Source organism: Mesorhizobium sp. NZP2234, from assembly GCF_013170765.1.
In the GTDB taxonomy this organism is placed as follows: Bacteria; Pseudomonadota; Alphaproteobacteria; order Rhizobiales; family Rhizobiaceae; genus Mesorhizobium; species Mesorhizobium loti_D.
The window spans coordinates 3,690,099-3,707,609 of sequence record NZ_CP033364.1 but is presented as its reverse complement, the minus strand read 5'-3'; the positions used below and the strand labels follow the sequence as shown (position 1 = coordinate 3,707,609).

Genomic DNA, 17,511 nt, shown 5'->3' with positions numbered 1-17,511 from the left:
GGACACGAACGACAAATGACCTTTGTCGAAACCTCAGGACGCAATCTTTTTGCGCGGATGTGGCTGACGGCCTTCGTCGCCGCGCTGTTTTGTCTTGCCGCGACGGCGTTTGCGCTTGCCGAACCGAAAAACCTCAAGGGCGTGGCGCTGATTATCGGTCAGTCGAAATATGAACACATCGCCGCCCTGCCCAACCCGGCCAACGACGCCCGCGACATGGCCAAGATGCTGACAGACCTCGGTTTCGACGCCCGCAACGTCACCGATCGCGATGCCGCCAGGTTGAAGCGCGACCTCGAACGGTTCGTCGAGGATGCCGAAGGCGTCGACGTCGCCTTCATCTACTATTCCGGGCACGGCATCGAAGCCGGCGGCGAGAACTATCTGGTTCCGGTCGATGCCGACGTCTCGTCGCTCAAGGATGCCGGTCAGGCGCTGGTGCCGATGTCCGCCGTCATGGATGAATTGAAGAAGACCGTGCCGGTGACGATCATGCTGCTCGACGCCTGCCGCACCAATCCGTTTCCCGCCGACGCCGTGGTGCGGCGCGCACCAACCGCTTCCGCCGAGCCGATCGGTGCCGGCGGGCTGGAACCGGTCCGTGGCGCCAAGGCCCTCGGCAACGCACCGGCGGCCGATGCGAGCCTGGGCACTGTGGTCGGCTTCGCCGCCGAACCGGGGCGCCCGGCTCTGGATGGTGCCCCCGGGGAAAACAGCCCTTACGCAGCCGCGCTGCTACGCCACCTCGCGGCGATGAAAGGCACGGAGTTCGGCTCGGTCATGCGCATGGTGACCGAGGAAGTCTATCTCGACACCAAGGCGAAGCAGCGCCCCTGGGTCAATGAAAGCCTGCGCCGGCTGCTCTATTTCGGCGTCGCGCCACCGGAACCGACAGGCGATGACGGGCTGATCACCGGCGAACGGCGGCAACTGCTCCTGACCATTTCCGACCTGCCCGATCCCAAAAGGGCGCAAGTGGAACTGGCCTCGCTGCAGGACGGGGTGCCGCTCGACGCGCTCTATGGGGTACTCAGGGCACTCGGCACGGAAAAGATCCCCGAGGATCCGGCCGACCTGCACAAGGTGCTCGACGCACAGGCCGAGCGGCTGAAGAAGATGATGTCCGAGCGCGCGGCGTTGCGTACGGACGATCCGGAGATCAAGCGGCTGGTCGCGTCCGCCGACAAGGCCATCAGCCAGGGCGCAATGGTGACGGCGCGCAAATTCCTCGATGACGCGGTCGGCAGGGTCGAGCAGAACGGCGACGCTGTTGACGAGGCCGAGGACCTGGTCCGGCAGAAACGCATCGCCGACGCCGCCATCTACGCCAAGCGCGCCGACGCGTCGGCGCTGATCTTCGACTACAGATCCGCCGCCAACGACTACGCCAAGGCATTCTCGCTGGCCGAGAAATGGGACGAGAAGCTGCGCTGGAACTACAAGAACCAGGAAGCCGAGGCACTCAATGCCCATGGCTATGCCACCGGCGACCTCGATGCGCTGCAGCACGCGATCGAAGCCTATCGCGTCATCCTGAACTTCATCCCGAATGGCGAGCAGAACCGTGACTGGGCCATCACTCGCAACAACATGGCGGTGGTGTTGCAGACCATCGGTGAACGCGAGACCGAAACCGCCCGTCTCGAAGAAGCGGCACGGATCTTTCGCGATTCGCTTGCCGTTTTCGAGCACGAGAAGGACGACCGCAACTGGGCGGCCGCGCAGAATAACCTCGCCAATGTGCTCCTGAAGATCGGTGAGCGGGAAAGCGATCCGAAACGACTCAATGAAGCGGTGGCGGCGATGCACGCCACGCTCGAAAAGCGCCCACGCGACAAGCTGCCGCTCGACTGGGCCGCCTCGCAGAACAATCTCGGCCTCGCGCTCTACGCCCTTTCCGAGCGCGACCCTGCCGGCGAGCACCTGAAGGAAGCGGAAGCCGCCTACCGGCTGGCGCTCGAGGAATACACGCGCGAGAAAACGCCGGTGGAATGGGCGATGGTCGAGAATAATCTCGGCAATACCCTTGTGACTTCAGGCATCCAGCTCAACGACAAGGCCAAGATCAACGAGGCGGCCGATGCGTTTCGCGCGGCGCTGAAGGTGCGGACCCGCGAGACCTTCCCGGTGTCATGGGCAACCAGCCGGCTCAATCTCGGCAACGCGCTGAGCGGGGTTGCCCGCTTCGATATCGGCACGGGCACGCTCGAAGAGGCCGCCGCGGCTTATGATGACGCGCTCACCGTGTTTACCCGCCAGCGGTTCCCGATGGATTGGGCGTCGGCGCAGAACAATCTCGGCTCGATCTATCAGACGCTTGGCCAGCGAACCCGCGATGCGGCCAAGCTCGAACAGTCGGCGGCAGCCTTCCAGGCCGCCCGGCAGGTCTATGTCAGGCGGAAATTCCCGCAGGATTGGGCCATGAGCTACTACAATCTCGGCAACACGCTGCAGCTTCTTGGCGGCGTCACGGACAAGCCCGAGCACTACAGCGAGGCGGTCGACGCCTATCGGAATGCGTTGCGCGAATACAAGCGCGAGACGAACCCTCGGCAATGGGCGCTGGCCCAGGCCGGTCTGGGCTCGACGCTGCACTGGCTGAGCATGAGCAATGCCGATCCGAAAACCTTGCAAGATTCTATCGCGGCGCGGCGGGCGGCACTTGAAGTGCTGTCCATCGAGTCCGCGCCGGTCGACTGGGCCAACGCCCAGAACGGCATCGGCATGAGCCTGCTCAACCTCGGCAACATCGAACGGACCGGAAAATATCTCGACGAGGCCGAGGCGGCCTTCACCGCGACACTGAAGGTGTTCACGCGCGAAAGTCAGCCCATGCAATGGGCCTTTGAACAGAACAATCTTGGCGACATCCACTGGAACCGCGCCAGCTATGGCGGCGGCAAGCCGGAATATCTCAGGGCCATCGAGTTCTTCGAGAACGCCAAGCAGGGCTTCACCGAAGCCGGCTACACCATACCCATCCCGCTCACCGACCAGAAGATCGATCTGGTGAAGCAGCAGCTCGCCAAAAAGTGAGGCTGGGACGTCCGCGACGCCCGCTTGTCTTTGTGCCGGCCTTCCGATCCCTATATGCGAATGGTCGGAGTCTGATGCCAGGCTCATGGAAGGACCGCGATGATTCGATTTGCCCTGGCCTTGTTCCTGCTCGTCATTCCCTTCGCGGCGCATGCCACGGATGCCGGCTGGGCGTTGCTGCGCGATGGCGGCCATGTCGTGCTGCTGCGCCATGCCATGGTCACCGGCACCACCGATCCGGCCAATTTCGACATCGACAGCTGCGCCACCCAGATCAACCTCTCGGCGCGCGGTAAGCAGCAGGCGAGCAAGATCGGCGCGTTGTTTGCCGCCCGCGCCGCGCCGGTCGAACGCGTGCTGTCGAGCCGCTACTGCCGCTGCCTCGACACCGCCCGCATCGCCTTCGAGGCCGAGCCGGAGCTGTTTGCGCCGCTCGATCTGCTGAAAGGCGACGATGCGCAGAAGGCCGCCCAGATCGCCGCCATCATGAAGGAAATCCGCGCCTATTCCGGTTCCGACAACCTGATCATGGTCACCCATCTGGAAGACATCGTGGCGCTGACCGGGGTTTCGCCGCGAGAGGGCGAAGCCGTGGTCGTCGAGCCGCAGGGCGACGGCCTGCGTGTGCTCGGCCGTGTTACGTTCTAATCATGGCCGGAGCCGGCTGACGAACCGGTGAGCAACCACGTATCGATGCGGACTTTCCACGCCTCGATCATGTGTACGAACGCGTCCTCGGTCAATTCCGACAGATACGCGTCCCCTGCTGCCGTCAGAGCCGTGAACGTGTAGGCAATCGATGCCTGCGTGCCACCGTCGGCGGCCGGGCGGCAGGCCACCTCGACAAATCCGAAACGTGAATCCGGCGTAACCCTGACATAGCGGACGCGATGCGCGACAGGATCCCAGTCGGCGCAGGCCCAGAGCGTCGTCTCGTCGCCGTGGACAGTCCGGAAGACCATGCCTTGCCGCGTATCTCCATTTTGCGGGTGCAGAAATTCCGGATCCCAGCCCTCCACCCAAAGGGTCTCGCCGATCGGCGTGAACAGCGGGAAGACGCGGTCGACCGGACCGGAAAGGACGATGCTGTGGCTGCGCTCAAGATGGCTCGTCATCCGCCTTTCCTTCCCTTTCCACTCCGTCCGACGGCGGCGCTTCAGCCAGACCGTGGCTGTCCGCGGCGCCAAGCTCCAGCCCGTAGATGCGCTTCAATTGGCTGATCGTTTCCAGGGTCGCTGGCGAAAACGGCGCCTGCCCTTCGAAGGCATGCAGCACGATGCCTTCGATGAGATCGCCAAGGCTCATGTCGCGATGCTCGGCCAGCGCCTTGAGCACCTTCACCAGCCGCTTTTCCAGGCGCACGCCCGTCTGCACGCGTTCAATGTTCATGGTGAATTGGTATCATGGTACATTGGTACCATCAAGCCTCTCGCGACATCTGGCGGTGTTGCCGAAGGCCACCGCTGAAAAAAGCCGCGAACTCGCCCCGACAGCCGCCTGCGACAACCCGCGACAACTGATGCGTATCGTCCAAAATTGGTTCCGGTTTTGGGAAAACGACAGGCATCGAAACAGCGACTGACGTGACGTAATGGGAAGGGCCGCCGGGTTGACCGGCGGCCCTTCTTGCGTTTCTTGGGCAGCCTACCCATCTGCGCCCGGCTTATCAGGCCTTTTCCTGCCGGGAAAAACCGATTAGACAGCGCCCAAACAAGATGCGGACAGATTCCGCCCGCAAAGAAGGAAAAGCCCTTGTCCACCACGTTCGACAAAGTCGCCAAGATCATTGCCGACACCAGCGAGATCGATATCGACACCATCACACCCGAGAGCCACACGATCGACGATCTCGGCATCGACAGCCTCGATTTCCTCGACATCGTCTTCGCCATCGACAAGGAATTCGGCATCAAGGTGCCGCTGGAAAAGTGGACCCAGGAAGTCAATGACGGCAAGGCGTCGACCGACGACTACTTCGTCATGAAGAACCTGTGCGCCAAGATCGACGCACTGGTCGCCGCCAAGACCGCCTGATGTCAGTTGAGCGCGCGACCTTGACGCGCTCTGCCGCCTGACCCACAAAGCCGCTCATGAGCAGCCCCCGCGACGTCGTCATCACTGGTATCGGCCTTGTCTCCTCGCTAGGAGAAGGTCCGGACGCCCACTGGCAGAAGCTGGCGCAGCCGGGCCTGCAGCCGGTGCTCGAAGCCGCGCGCTTCGCGCCCTACACCGTCCACCCGCTGCCCGAAATCGACTGGAACCTGCAGATCGCCAAGCGTGGCGACCAGCGGCAGATGGAAACCTGGCAGCGGCTCGGCACCTATGCCGCCGGGCTTGCGCTCGACGATGCCGGCATCAAGGGCAATGACGAGCTCTGCGCGACCATGGACATGGTGGTGGCCGCCGGCGGCGGCGAGCGCGACGAGGCGGTTGACGCCGCCATTCTCGCCGCATCCGAGAGCCGCAATGACCGCGACGTGCTGCTCAACGAGAAGCTGACCACCGAGTTGCGGCCGACCCTGTTTTTGGCGCAGCTTTCCAACCTGCTCGCTGGCAACATCTCCATCGTCCACAAGGTGACAGGCTCGTCACGCACCTTCATGGGCGAGGAAGGTGCCGGCGTCGCCGCCGTCGAAACGGCCGCTGCCCGCATCCGCTCCGGCCAGTCGACGCACATTCTGGTCGGCGGCGCCTTCCAGACCGAACATTCCGACATGCTGCTCGGTTACGAGCTTGCCGGCTATTTGCATCGCGGCCCGTGGAAACCTGTGTGGCAAAGACAGGGTGCCGAGGGTGGCGGCGTCGTCACGGGATCCGGCGGTGCCTTCCTGGTGCTGGAGCAGCGCGAACACGCCGTGAGCCGTGGGCGCAAGATCTACGCCGAACTCGGCCCGGTCGTTTCAGGCCGCGCCAGGCGGCCACGCGGAGAGCTCGATGCCGAGATCGCCGCGCTGCTCGGCCAGGCGGCGCTGCCGAACGGCAAGCTGCTTGCCCTGTCGGGTGCCTCGGGCGCGCATGCCGCAACCACCGCCGAGAAGACGGTGCTCGATGCCAATCCCGGGATCGCCGCGCGCGGCTTCTCGACACTGACCGGGCACATGAAGGAAGCGCAGTTTCCTTTCGCGGTGGCGCTGGCGGCACTCGCCGTCGACCGCAAGGCCGCTTACCCTGTTTTCGATGCCGCCGCCGAGAAGCCGTTCAAAGGCATTCCCGCAAGCGTCCTTGCAACGGCGATCGGCTATCACCAATTCGAGGGCATGGCGCTGGTCAACGCCGCATAACGCGGCGCTCGCGATCCATGCTGCAACGATAAACGCTCGAGGGCTCCCGGATGGCCAATCTGAACGATCACATGGGCAGGCCAATTGTCGCCGTCACCGGCATCGGCGTTGTCACCTCGCTCGGCGTCGGCAAGACCGACAATTGGGCGGCGTTGACCTCCGGCAAGTCGGGCATCCACCCGATCACCCGCTTTCCCATCGATCAACTGAACACCCGCATCTCCGGCATGGTCGATTTCCTGCCGTCGAGTTCGAAAGGTGCCAGCCCGCTCACCTATGAGCTGGCCGAGCTTGCCGGCCTCGAAGCGGTGACCGAATCCGGTCTTGATTCCAGCGACTTCGGCGGACCGCTTTTCCTCGCATCGCCGCCGGTTGAACTCGACTGGGCCGAGCGCTTCTCGCTCTACAATTCCGACAAGGACAAGGACGACACCGCCGCCGAAAGACTGCTTCGGGTGGCGCGTAGCTTGAAAGAGCTGGATATTTTCGAAACCACCCAGTTCGGTTCTATCGCCGACCGCCTTGCCGACCGCCTTGGCACACGCGGTCTGCCGATCACCCTGTCGACGGCCTGCGCTTCGGGTGCCACCGCGATCCAGCTCGGTGTCGAGGCGATCCGACGCGGCGAATGCGACCGTGCGCTATCGATCGGCGCGGACGGTTCTGCCACCGCCGAGGCATTGATTCGCTTCTCATTGCTTTCGGCGCTCTCCACGCACAACGACATTCCCGAAAAGGCATCGAAGCCTTTCTCCAGGGATCGCGACGGCTTCGTATTGGCCGAGGGGTCCGGGGCGCTGGTGTTGGAATCGCTTGAGGCGGCATTGGCTCGCGGCGCGACCATTCTTGGCGTCCTCAGCGGTTGCGGCGAGAAGGCCGACGACTTCCACCGCACCCGCTCGAAGCCGGACGCTTCGCCCGCCATCGCCGCGGTTCGCGCCGCCCTCGCCGATGCCGGCCTGGGTGAAGACGAGATCGACTATGTCAACGCCCACGGCACGTCGACCCCCGAGAACGACAAGATGGAACATCTGGCACTGTCGACCGTATTCGGCGAGCGCATAAGCTCCATGCCGGTGTCGTCGAACAAGTCGATGATCGGCCACACCCTGTCGGCGGCCGGCGCCGTCGAGGCGGCGTTTTCGCTGATGACGATGCGCGAAAGCGTCATTCCGCCGACCATCAACTACGACAATCCCGATCCGGCGATCGTGCTCGACGTGGTGCCCAACAAGAAGCGCAATGCCGAGGTTCGGAGCGTTTTGTCGAACTCCTTCGGCTTCGGCGGCCAGAACACTTGCCTTGTCATGACACGGGAACCGGTCTAAGCGACCTTTTTCAGTCCCACTGAACCGACAGGCCCAATGCGCGCATTGCAACTTATCGAGGACCGCCGTCTTGAGACGGTGGACCTGCCGCCCCCGCCGCCCCCCGCACTCGGCGAAGTCACGCTGCGCATCAAGGCGGTGGCACTGAACCATATCGACGTCTGGGGCTGGCGCGGCATGGCCTTCGCCAAGCGCAAGCTGCCGCTGGTCGTCGGCGCCGAGGCCTCCGGCGAGGTCGAGGCGGTCGGCCCTGGCGTTTCCAGCCTGCTGCCCGGACAATTGGTGTCGATCTATGGCGCGCGCACCTGCGGCCTTTGTCGCGCCTGCCGCGAAGGCCGCGACAATCTGTGCGAACATGTTTCCGGCGTTCACGGTTTCCATCTCGACGGCTTCGCGCAGGAAAAGATCAACCTGCCCGCACGCCTGCTGGTCCCCGCTCCACCCGGCGTGACCGACATTGGCGCCGCGGTGGCGCCCGTTACCTTCGGCACGGTCGAGCACATGCTGTTCGACAACGCCAGGCTTCAGCCGGGTGAAACCATCCTTGTCCATGCCGGCGGCTCCGGCATCGGCTCGGCCGCCATTCAGCTGGCCAAGCGGATGGGTTGCACCATCATCACCACGGTCGGCTCGAACGACAAGATCGACAAGGCCAAGGCGCTCGGCGCCGACCATGTCATCAACTATCGCGACGACCGCTTCGAAGGCGTCGTGCGCAAGCTGACAAAGAAGAAGGGCGTCGACGTCGTGTTCGAGCACGTCGGCGCCGACACCTTTGCCGGCTCGATGCTGTGCCTGAAACGCGGCGGCCGCCTGGTGACCTGCGGCTCGACCTCCGGCGTGTCGACGCAGATCAACCTGATGCAGCTGTTCCAGCAGCAACTGAAGCTGCTCGGATCCTTCGGTTGCCGCATGGAAAACATGGCCAACGCCATGCAGAAAATGGCGGCGGGACAGGTCGCACCGGTCATCGACACCGAGGTCGGATTCGATGATATCGACGCCGCGCTGAAGCGCATGGAAGGCCGCGACGTCTTCGGCAAGATCATCCTGCGCGTCGCCTAGGGCCTTGACCTCGGTGCTCAAGAAGCTTCGCCGCGACGTCAAATTTCGCTATGGTCGGCAGTTGCGCCAAGCGAACTACTGGCTGGTTGCGCGTGCGGCGATGATCATCCTTTCGGTGCTGCGCCTGTTGCCGGTCGACAGCGCATTGAATTTCGCCGACCGGGTCGCGCGCCTCATTGGCCCCCGGGTCGGACGCCATCAGGTCGCCATCGACAATCTGCGCAAGGCCTATCCGGAAAAGAGCGAGGACGAAATCGAGGCCATCGCCTCCGACATGTGGGGCAACATGGCCCGGCTCGCCGCCGAATACATCTTCCTCGACGCCCTGTTCGACTATGATCCGGCCGCCAGCAAGCCCGGCCGCGTCGAGGTCAAGGGAGTAGAACATTTCGTCGAGATCGCCGCCGAAAAGCAGCCGCATATCGTCTTCACCGGCCATCTCGGCAATTTCGAACTGCTGCCGGTGGCGGCGGCCACTTTCGGCATGAACATCACGGCGCTGTTCCGCCCGCCCAACAACCCATACCTTGCCGACTACATTCTTTCGACGCGGCGCTCGACCATGGGCGCGCTGCTGCCGTCGATGGCGGGGGCCTCGTTTGCCCTGGCCTCCGTGCTGGAAAACGGCGGCAATATCGGCGTCCTTGTCGACCAGAAATTCTCCAACGGCCTGGAGACGACCTTCTTCGGTCGCCCCTGCCAAAGCAACCGGGTGCTCGGCACCCTTGCCCGCCACTATGACTGCGACGTCTATCCGGCGCGTTGCATCAGATTGCCAGGCAACCGCTTCCGGCTCGAGATCGAGGACAGACTGGTCTTGCCGCGTACCGCTGACGGCAGCGTCGACGTCCACGCCACCACCCAGATGCTGAACGATGTGGTCGAACGCTGGGTGCGCGAGGATCCCGGCCAGTGGATGTGGTTTCACAAAAGGTGGGAAATCAGCAACTGGCGGCGCAAGAAGCGGCCGAAGCCGGCTCCTGCCGCAAGCGCCTAGCCCAAGCTGCTGGCGAGAAAGTGACTCTGCGCCAGCGATTGATGCCACCGGCGAATCCGGGACGTTTCAGTTCGCCACGACAATGCGCGTGTTGCCGAAGCCCACTTCCCGCACCATCGAATAAAAGGCAGCCGCATTGGCCGTGTGCAGCCGCACGCAGCCATGCGAGGCCGGACGGCCGAGTTGCCTGACAGCGCCCGTCCCATGGATGGCATATCCACCATGGAAGAACACCGAATAAGGCATCGGCGACATGTCGTATTTGCGCGAATACCACATCTTGGCGGTTCGCTGCGGCCGATATGTGCCACGCGGGGTGAAATAACCCGAGCGGGCGGTCGACACGGCCCAGCGATAGACCTCCGACCCGTACCGCACCGTCATCGTCTGCGACGACACGTCGATCTTCGCTTCCAACATCGCCGCGTAACTTGCGGACGGCGTACCCAACAGCGCGGTTGCCAACATCGCCGCTGCCACGAGAAAGAACTTCTTCATGCGATCAAACCCCTTTGATTGCCCCTTGCCGGCTCGCCATCACGTTGTTTTTCACCATTTTTAATGGCAGTGAACGGATAACACACACTCCTTGATCAATTCCCCAATCCAAAGCAGCGAATTTGAACGATTTCCCGCGATAGTTGCCGCAACGACACGTCGCACGGACTTGATGGTCGGTGGGCTTGCAAAACCGCCGGGATCGCTGCTCAACTCAGCGGATGAACGAACGACTCCTCAAGGCAATCGATGACAGGCGCGACGATGTCGTCGCGCTGACCGCCGACCTCATCCGTTTTCCGACCATCAACCCACCGGGCGAAGCCTACCGGCCATGCGCCGAATATCTTGGCGCGCGGCTGAGAAAGCGCGGTTTTGAAACCGAATTCATCCGCGCCGAAGGCACGCCCGGCGACACCGACCGCTATCCGCGCGTCAATGTCGTGGCCCGTTTCGACGGCCGCTCGCCCGGTGCCTGCGTCCACTTCAACTCGCATATCGACGTCGTCGAGGCCGGCGACGGCTGGACCGTCGATCCGTTCGCCGGCATCGTCAAGGACGGCAAGGTCTATGGACGTGGCGCCTGCGACATGAAGGGCGGCCTGGCCGCGTCGATCATCGCGGCCGAAGCCTTCATGGACGTTTATCCCGATTTCCCCGGCGCCATCGAAATATCGGGCACGGTCGACGAGGAATCCGGCGGCTTCGGCGGCGTCGCCCATCTGGCCGGCCTCGGCTATTTCTCCAAGCCCAAGGTCGACCACGTCATCATCCCCGAGCCGTTGAACAAGGACCGCATCTGCCTTGGCCACCGCGGTGTCTGGTGGGCGGAGATCGAGACCAAGGGCGAGATCGCGCATGGCTCGATGCCGTTTCTGGGCGACAATGCGGTGCGCCATATGGGCGCCGTGCTGAAGGCTTTCGAGGACGAGTTGTTCCCGGCGCTCGACCGCAAGGTGACGCGCATGCCGGTCGTGCCCGAAGGCGCCAGGCGCTCGACCATGAACATCAATTCCATCCATGGCGGCCAGACCGAGGATTTCCGGCCTGGCCTGCCCTCGCCCAACGTGCCCGATTCCTGTCGGCTGACCATCGACCGCCGCTTCCTGCTCGAGGAAGATCTCGCCACGGTCAAGGGCGAAGTGACCGACATTCTCGAGCGGCTGAAGCGCGAGCGCAAGAAATTCGACTACGAGATCCGCGACCTGATGGAAGTACTGCCGTTGATGACCGAGCGCGACGCGCCGGTGGTCAAGGCCGTGGCGCAAGGCATTCACGCGATCTTCGACCGCGAGCCCGACTACGTCATCTCGCCCGGCACGTACGACCAGAAGCACATTGCCCGCATCGGCCATATTTACGACTGTATCGCCTATGGACCGGGCATTCTCGACCTCGCCCACCGGCCGGACGAGTGGGTCGGCATAGAGGACATGGTGGAAGCGGCCAAGGTGATGGCGATCGGGCTCAACGTGCTGCTGCGCGGCACAACCGGATGATCGGCCTGCGGCGCAAAAAACATTTCTCCTGGCGCGACGCGACAGCACGAAACGCAATTTACTCCCGCGCCAAATCACGCTTCTATCCGCTGGCTTGAGCATTTGAGCACATGGGGAGTTCAGCGATGAAACTGTGGAAGACCCTTCTGGCCGCTGCCGTGCTGGCGGTCGCAACCGCCACTTCGGCGTTTGCCGCTCGGGCCGATCTTGTCATCGGCATTCCGCTTGAACCACCGCATCTCGACCCGACGGCGGGAGCGGCCGCGGCAATCCGGGAGGTCACCTACGCCAACGTGTTCGAGGGCCTGACCCGGATCGGCCCCAATGGCGAGGTTCTGCCGGATCTCGCCGAAAGCTGGACCATTTCCGATGACGGCAAGGTCTACACCTTCAAGCTGCACGCCGGCGTGAAATTCCACGACGGCGCCGATTTCAGCGCCGACGACGTGAAGTTCTCGCTCGACCGTGCCCGCGCGGAAAATTCCGTCAACGCGCAAAAGCAGCTCTTTGCCGCCATCGACAAGGTCGACGTGGTCGACCCCGCCACCGTGAAGGTGACGCTCACCCACCCGCAGGGCTCGTTCCTCTACAATATGGGCTGGGGCGATGCGGTGATCGTTTCGTCGAAATCCGCCGACACCAACAAGGAAAAGCCCGTTGGCACCGGCCCCTTCAAATTCCAAAACTGGGCCAAGGGCTCGTCGATCACCCTGGTGAAATCAGATCATTACTGGGGCACGCCTGCTTTCCTCGAAAAGGTCGAATTCCGCATCGTTCCCGATGCCGCGGCCGCGGTGCCGGCTCTGCTTTCCGGAGACATCCAGGCTTTCCCCTTCTTCGATCCCGACAGCGTTTCCCAGGTCAAGGATGATCCGCGCTTCAAGGTGGTGGTTGGCGCGACCGAAGGCGAGACCATCCTGTCCATCAACAACAAGAAGCCACCCTTCGACAAGCTGCAGGTCAGGCAGGCGATCTCCTACGCGCTCGATCGCAAGGCGATCGTCGATGGCGCCTCGGCCGGGCTCGGCCTGCCGATCGGCTCGCATATGTCGCCGGCCAACAAATATTATGTCGACCTGACCGGCCGCTATCCGCACGACGTGGCCAAGGCCAAGGAACTCCTCAAGGAGGCGGGACTGGAGAACGGCTTCAAGGCCACGTTGAAGCTGCCGCCGACGACCTATGCGCGGCTCGGCGGCGAGATCATCGCCTCGCAGCTCCGCGATGTCGGCATCAACCTGGAAATCATCCCCGTCGAGTGGGCGCAGTGGCTGGAACAGGTGTTCACCAAGAAGGACTACGACCTGACCATCGTGTCCCATACCGAGCCGAACGACATCGATATCTACGCGCGCAAGGACTACTACTTCAACTACGACAACCCCGCCTTCAACAAGGTCATTGCCGATCTGGAACTGACGTCCGACGAAGCCAAGCGCAAGGAATTGTATGCCGAGGCACAAAAGATCCTGGCCGACGATGCCGTGGTCGGCTTCCTCTACGAACTGCCCAAGGTCGGGGTCTGGGACGCCAAGCTGCAAGGCTTGTGGGAAAACGCCCCGATCCCCGCCAACGACCTGACCAAGGTGAAGTGGAGCGAGTGAGGCTCTCTCGGTTTCGTCATCCTGGGGCAAAGCAGGCGCGCAGCGGCTGCGTGGACCCCAGGATCCATTCCGTGACTTACGAGCGCCCCCGCGGCGCAGAATCTGGGAGATAGCTTTGAAGGTAGAGAGAGGCGACGCTGGCTTTGCACCGTCGCGCCCTTCGATCTCTTTCACAGCATGGATCCTGGGGCCTCCGCGACATCGCTTCGCTCCTGCTCCACCCCAGGATGACGACGCTAGTAGCGTCGACCTCCCATGACAGCCTACCTGCTCAAGCGCCTCGCCATCTCCCTCGCCACGCTGGCGCTGGCTTCCATCGTGGTGTTCGCGGTGCTGGAGATCCTTCCCGGCGATCCGGCGCGGCTGATGCTGGGCATGAATGCGAGCGCCGACCAGGTGGAGCTTCTGCGTAACCAGATGGGTCTCAACGCGCCGCTGGCTTGGCGTTACCTTCACTGGGCCGGCGGCCTGCTCAGCCTCGATTTCGGCCGCTCCTACACCTACTCGGTGCCGGTCATCGACCTCGTTCGTGAACGCTTGGCCGTCTCCCTGCCGCTGGCGCTGATCGCGCTCGCGCTCTCCACCCTCATCGCCATTCCGGTCGGCCTGTTTTCCGCCAGCCGGCGCGGCCGCGCCGGTGACACGATTTCCATGGGCGCGGCACAGCTTGGCGTCGCAGTGCCCAATTTCTGGTTCGCGCTGATGCTGATTTATGTCTTCGCCGTCTGGCTGCGGCTGGTGCCGGCCGGCGGGTTTCCCGGCTGGGGTGCCGGTATCTGGCCTGCGCTGAAATCGCTACTGCTGCCGGCGATCGCCCTTGCGCTGCCGCAAGCAGCGATCCTGGCGCGCGTCACCCGTTCTGCCCTGATCGAAGTGCTGAACGAGGACTACATCCGCACCGCCCGCGCCAAGGGCCTGCCCTATCGCGCCGTACTGTGGCGGCATGCGCTGCGCAACGCCATGATCCCGGTTCTGACCATCCTTGGCTTGCAATTCGCCTTCCTGCTTGCCGGCACCATCATCATCGAGAACGTCTTCTATTTGCCCGGCCTCGGCCGGCTGGTGTTCCAGGCGATCACGCAGCGCGATTTGATCGTCGTCGAAAGCGTCGTCATGCTGCTGGTCGCCGCCGTCATTGCCGTCAACCTCGTTGTCGACCTTTCCTACGCGGTCGTCGATCCGCGCTTGAGAGGCCTGCAATGACCTTGCACCTCGATATCCCCGAGGAGACATTCAGCTCCATTCTGGCCAAGGCGTTCCGAAACACGGCTTTCGTCACCGGCTTCGTCGTCACCGTATTGATCCTGGCGATGGCTTTAGTCTCCTATGTCTGGACGCCATACGACGTGACGAAGCTGATCATTGCGGACAAGACGCAAGGCCCCTCGCTGGGCCACTGGTTCGGCACCGACCATTTCGGCCGCGATATCCTGTCGATGGTCATGGTTGGCGCCCGCAATTCGATCGCCGTGGCGCTGGTCGCGGTCGGCATCGGCATGGGTATCGGCGTGCCGCTCGGCGCCTTTGCCGCGGCACGCGGCGGCTTGGTCGACGAGGTGCTGATGCGCGTCAACGATCTGGTCTTCGCCTTCCCGGCGCTGCTGTCGGCGATCATGATCACCGCCATCTTCGGGCCGGGCGCGGTCAACGCCATCATCGCCATCGGCATCTTCAACATCCCGGTCTTTGCCCGTGTCGCTCGCGCCGGCGCGCTGGCGATCTGGCCGCGCGAATTCATCCTCGCCGCGCGCGCCGCGGGCAAGAGCAGCACGCAGATCAGCGTCGAACATGTGCTGCCCAACATCGCCACGCTGCTGCTGGTCCAGGGCACCATCCAATTCGCGCTGGGTATCCTGGCCGAGGCCGGGCTTTCCTATCTCGGCCTTGGCGCGCAGCCGCCAATGCCGAGTTGGGGCCGCATGCTGTTCGACGCCCAGACCCGCATGGTGGTGGCGCCCTGGATGGCGATCTTCCCCGGCATGGCGATCGTCATCACCGTGCTTGGGCTCAATCTTCTGGGCGACGGCATCGCCGATATTCTCGACCCGAAATCACGGCGGCAGCGATGAGCCTGCTGGAGATCGAGAACCTGTCGTTGTCCATCGGCGACACCCAGATCCTGAAGGACATCGAGCTTTCCGTCGCGCCCGGCGAGGTCATGGGGCTGGTTGGCGAATCCGGCTCCGGCAAATCGATGACCGCGCTGACGATGATGCGTCTTCTTCCCCATGCAGCGCGCGCCACCGGGCGCGTATCGTTCGACGGCATCGATATCCTCGCGGCAAGCGAGGACCAGATGTGCGCGCTGCGCGGCGACGACATCGGCATGGTTTTCCAGGAGCCGATGACGGCGCTGAACCCGGTCAAGACCATCGGCGAACAGGTAGCCGAGGGCATACGCTGGCACACCAGGGCGACGCGCGCGCAAGCCGAAGAGCGGGCGCGCAAAATGCTCGACCGGGTCGGTCTGCCCTCGGCAGAATTCCCGATGTCGCGCTATCCGCACGAACTGTCCGGCGGCCAGCGCCAGCGTGTCGTCATCGCCATCGCCTGCGCCTTGAAACCGAAGCTGCTGATCGCCGACGAGCCGACGACGGCGCTCGACGTCGTGCTGCAGGCGCAAATCCTGGACCTTCTGCGTGACCTCGTCGCGGAGAGCCGTATGGGCCTGCTGCTGATCTCGCACGACCTCGCCGTGGTGACCGAGATGGCCGACCGCATCACCATCCTGCGCCGCGGCGAGGTGATGGAGGCCGGAGACACCGCGCGCACGCTGTCCGAACAACTCCACCCCTACACGCGCCAGCTGGCGCAAGCCTCGATGCATGTGCCGGCACGCGCCAGACGACATGACGCCAGCCAGGGCAAGCCCTTGCTTCAGGTGGAAGGTGTAACCCGCGACTATCGCGGCCGCCGCGCCTCGCTGTTCCGCCGCGCGCCTGACATCCGCGCCGTGGACGATGTCTCGCTGTCGATGACGCCAGGCCAGTCGGTGGCGCTGGTAGGCCGCTCCGGTTGCGGCAAGTCGACGCTCGCGCGCATGATCCTGGCACTGGACCGGCCGAGTTCAGGCACGATCCGGTTTCGCGGCGAAACGATCACCGGCAAGAGCGAGGCCGATTTGAAGCCGGCCCGGCGTGACATGCAGGTTGTCTTCCAGGATCCTTACGGCTCCTTCGACCCGCGCCAGAAGGTCGAGAAACTGGTCTCGGAACCCTTGCATGTGCTGGAGAAAAAACCGACACGCGCCGAGCGCCGCGAGATGGTGGCGCATGCACTGCACGAGGTCGGCCTCGACCAACGCGACATGGAGAAGTACCCGCACGAGTTCTCCGGCGGCCAGCGCCAGCGCCTGTCGATTGCCCGCGCCATCATCACCCGCCCCAAGCTGGTCGTCGCCGACGAGCCGGTCTCGGCGCTCGACGTCTCGATCCGCGCCCAGATCCTCGATCTCTTCGCCGAGCTCAACCAGAAGCTCGGCATCGCCTATCTCTTCATCACCCATGACCTGACCGTCGCCCGTGCCATCACCGACGAGGTGCTGGTGATGCATGAAGGCAAGATCGTCGAGCGCGGCAAGACGCACGAGGTGCTGGACCATCCGCAGTCCGAGGCCGCCAGGGCATTGGTTACCGCGGCCCCCGATTTACACCGAGCGATCGCTCGGAAGATGCAGGAGCAAGGGTGAGCGGGATGACAGCCCCTATTCTTCCGGCTTCACCACATCGACCGGGCTGATGTCGAGCAGGTCGAGCGTGCGGCGCAAGAGGCGCACCTCGCTCTCGGCCAGTTGCGAATCCGCCTTGGCGATTTCCGCCATGTGCCGGGCCAATTGCTTGCGCCGTTCGACGTCGAGATCGCGAAACAGCGCCATCGCTTGCGAGCCGTTGGTCTCGTAGCCGAACTCGTTGAGATATTCGATGACGGCGTCGATGCTGGTTTCCTGGATGCCGAAGGCATCCTTGCAGATGCGGCGGAAGGCAACCATCTCGCTCTCGCTGACCGTTCCGTCGGCCAGGATCATGCGGAAAAGCATCAGAAGTTCGGCCGACAGCACCGGATCGTCCGCGACCTTGCGCACACCGGGGTCGCCGTCGAAGATTGAGCGTATCTGGTCCAGCAACGCGAATGCCATGGGGCGGTCCTTTTCCGATTCCTCTTCAATAGAGTTAGCGCGGAATCGGCCTTGCGCAAACGGGGCCG

The 17,511-nt window shown here is 63.6% G+C and carries 16 protein-coding genes; 12 read left to right on the top strand and 4 right to left on the bottom strand.

The features are described 5' to 3' along the window. The first annotated feature begins 15 nt into the window (after positions 1-15). Both EB230_RS18300 and EB230_RS18295 read left to right on the top strand, forming a co-directional pair. Positions 16-3,036 carry a caspase domain-containing protein gene (locus EB230_RS18300; RefSeq protein WP_056572495.1) on the top strand — a complete coding sequence of 1,007 codons (3,021 nt, stop codon included), beginning with the start codon at positions 16-18 and terminating at the stop codon, positions 3,034-3,036. Positions 3,037-3,135: 99 nt separating this feature from the next. Continuing rightward, the gene (locus EB230_RS18295) at positions 3,136-3,684 is read left to right on the top strand and encodes a histidine phosphatase family protein (protein ID WP_056572497.1); all 549 of its coding nucleotides are present in this window, start codon (positions 3,136-3,138) and stop codon (positions 3,682-3,684) included. Here EB230_RS18295 and EB230_RS18290 read toward each other — a convergent pair. Both EB230_RS18290 and EB230_RS18285 read right to left on the bottom strand, forming a co-directional pair. Continuing rightward, complete coding sequence (locus tag EB230_RS18290; protein ID WP_056572499.1) at positions 3,681-4,151, bottom strand: hypothetical protein; 471 nt, start codon at positions 4,149-4,151, stop codon at positions 3,681-3,683. The genes EB230_RS18295 and EB230_RS18290 overlap by 4 nt on opposite strands. Continuing rightward, positions 4,135-4,425, bottom strand: coding sequence for a hypothetical protein (locus EB230_RS18285; protein ID WP_056572501.1), 291 nt, complete (start codon positions 4,423-4,425; stop codon positions 4,135-4,137). The genes EB230_RS18290 and EB230_RS18285 overlap by 17 nt, the downstream gene beginning before the upstream one ends. Positions 4,426-4,788: 363 nt before the next feature. On the opposite strand from EB230_RS18285, the gene EB230_RS18280 reads away from it, so the two are divergent. The 5 genes from EB230_RS18280 to EB230_RS18260 are packed head-to-tail and all read left to right on the top strand — an operon-like array spanning position 4,789 to position 9,707. Then, positions 4,789-5,070: an acyl carrier protein gene (locus EB230_RS18280; protein ID WP_010909964.1), complete on the top strand. Its 282-nt coding sequence runs from the start codon at positions 4,789-4,791 to the stop codon at positions 5,068-5,070. A gap of 56 nt (positions 5,071-5,126) precedes the next feature. After that, positions 5,127-6,317 (top strand): beta-ketoacyl-ACP synthase, encoded by a 1,191-nt coding sequence (locus tag EB230_RS18275; RefSeq protein ID WP_056572504.1) that lies wholly within the window; start codon positions 5,127-5,129, stop codon positions 6,315-6,317. Positions 6,318-6,367: 50 nt separating this feature from the next. Then, complete coding sequence (locus EB230_RS18270) at positions 6,368-7,645, top strand: beta-ketoacyl-ACP synthase (protein ID WP_056572506.1); 1,278 nt, start codon at positions 6,368-6,370, stop codon at positions 7,643-7,645. 36 nt (positions 7,646-7,681) lie between these two features. Continuing rightward, positions 7,682-8,710: a zinc-binding dehydrogenase gene (locus EB230_RS18265; protein ID WP_056572508.1), complete on the top strand. Its 1,029-nt coding sequence runs from the start codon at positions 7,682-7,684 to the stop codon at positions 8,708-8,710. A 13-nt stretch (positions 8,711-8,723) separates the two neighbouring features. Further along, positions 8,724-9,707: a lipid A biosynthesis lauroyl acyltransferase gene (locus EB230_RS18260; protein WP_056573437.1), complete on the top strand. Its 984-nt coding sequence runs from the start codon at positions 8,724-8,726 to the stop codon at positions 9,705-9,707. Between the two features lie 66 nt (positions 9,708-9,773). On the opposite strand, the gene EB230_RS18255 is transcribed toward EB230_RS18260, so the two are convergent. Further along, entirely contained in the window at positions 9,774-10,205 is a 432-nt protein-coding gene (locus EB230_RS18255; RefSeq protein ID WP_056572510.1) for a L,D-transpeptidase, read from the bottom strand. Positions 10,206-10,426: 221 nt separating this feature from the next. Between EB230_RS18255 and EB230_RS18250 the strand changes: the two genes are divergently transcribed. The 5 genes from EB230_RS18250 (at position 10,427) to EB230_RS18230 (ending at position 16,996) form a co-directional block, all read left to right on the top strand. Then, positions 10,427-11,704, top strand: a complete 1,278-nt coding sequence (locus tag EB230_RS18250; RefSeq protein ID WP_056572511.1) for an acetylornithine deacetylase/succinyl-diaminopimelate desuccinylase family protein — start codon at positions 10,427-10,429, stop codon at positions 11,702-11,704. A gap of 125 nt (positions 11,705-11,829) precedes the next feature. Further along, entirely contained in the window at positions 11,830-13,308 is a 1,479-nt protein-coding gene (locus tag EB230_RS18245; RefSeq protein WP_056572513.1) for an ABC transporter substrate-binding protein, read from the top strand. Positions 13,309-13,563: 255 nt separating this feature from the next. Beyond that, the gene (locus tag EB230_RS18240; RefSeq protein WP_056572515.1) at positions 13,564-14,511 is read left to right on the top strand and encodes an ABC transporter permease; all 948 of its coding nucleotides are present in this window, start codon (positions 13,564-13,566) and stop codon (positions 14,509-14,511) included. Further along, positions 14,508-15,377 carry an ABC transporter permease gene (locus tag EB230_RS18235; RefSeq protein ID WP_056572516.1) on the top strand — a complete coding sequence of 290 codons (870 nt, stop codon included), beginning with the start codon at positions 14,508-14,510 and terminating at the stop codon, positions 15,375-15,377. The genes EB230_RS18240 and EB230_RS18235 overlap by 4 nt, the downstream gene beginning before the upstream one ends. Further along, complete coding sequence (locus EB230_RS18230) at positions 15,374-16,996, top strand: dipeptide ABC transporter ATP-binding protein (protein ID WP_056572518.1); 1,623 nt, start codon at positions 15,374-15,376, stop codon at positions 16,994-16,996. The genes EB230_RS18235 and EB230_RS18230 overlap by 4 nt, the downstream gene beginning before the upstream one ends. Positions 16,997-17,011: 15 nt before the next feature. On the opposite strand, the gene EB230_RS18225 is transcribed toward EB230_RS18230, so the two are convergent. Next, positions 17,012-17,443, bottom strand: a complete 432-nt coding sequence (locus EB230_RS18225) for a TerB family tellurite resistance protein (protein WP_056572520.1) — start codon at positions 17,441-17,443, stop codon at positions 17,012-17,014. Positions 17,444-17,511: the final 68 nt, after the last annotated feature.

Bases quoted from the DNA above. Each gene is read 5' to 3' on its own strand.
- EB230_RS18300 (WP_056572495.1), top strand. From the start codon at position 16: ATGACCTTTGTCGAAACCTCAGGACGCAATCTTTTTGCGCGGATGTGG.
- EB230_RS18225 (WP_056572520.1), bottom strand. From the start codon at position 17,443: ATGGCATTCGCGTTGCTGGACCAGATACGCTCAATCTTCGACGGCGAC.
- EB230_RS18270 (WP_056572506.1), top strand. From the start codon at position 6,368: ATGGCCAATCTGAACGATCACATGGGCAGGCCAATTGTCGCCGTCACC.
- EB230_RS18240 (WP_056572515.1), top strand. From the start codon at position 13,564: ATGACAGCCTACCTGCTCAAGCGCCTCGCCATCTCCCTCGCCACGCTG.
- EB230_RS18295 (WP_056572497.1), top strand. From the start codon at position 3,136: ATGATTCGATTTGCCCTGGCCTTGTTCCTGCTCGTCATTCCCTTCGCG.
- EB230_RS18265 (WP_056572508.1), top strand. From the start codon at position 7,682: ATGCGCGCATTGCAACTTATCGAGGACCGCCGTCTTGAGACGGTGGAC.
- EB230_RS18230 (WP_056572518.1), top strand. From the start codon at position 15,374: ATGAGCCTGCTGGAGATCGAGAACCTGTCGTTGTCCATCGGCGACACC.
- EB230_RS18250 (WP_056572511.1), top strand. From the start codon at position 10,427: ATGAACGAACGACTCCTCAAGGCAATCGATGACAGGCGCGACGATGTC.
- EB230_RS18285 (WP_056572501.1), bottom strand. From the start codon at position 4,425: ATGAACATTGAACGCGTGCAGACGGGCGTGCGCCTGGAAAAGCGGCTG.
- EB230_RS18245 (WP_056572513.1), top strand. From the start codon at position 11,830: ATGAAACTGTGGAAGACCCTTCTGGCCGCTGCCGTGCTGGCGGTCGCA.
- EB230_RS18290 (WP_056572499.1), bottom strand. From the start codon at position 4,151: ATGACGAGCCATCTTGAGCGCAGCCACAGCATCGTCCTTTCCGGTCCG.
- EB230_RS18235 (WP_056572516.1), top strand. From the start codon at position 14,508: ATGACCTTGCACCTCGATATCCCCGAGGAGACATTCAGCTCCATTCTG.
- EB230_RS18255 (WP_056572510.1), bottom strand. From the start codon at position 10,205: ATGAAGAAGTTCTTTCTCGTGGCAGCGGCGATGTTGGCAACCGCGCTG.
- EB230_RS18275 (WP_056572504.1), top strand. From the start codon at position 5,127: ATGAGCAGCCCCCGCGACGTCGTCATCACTGGTATCGGCCTTGTCTCC.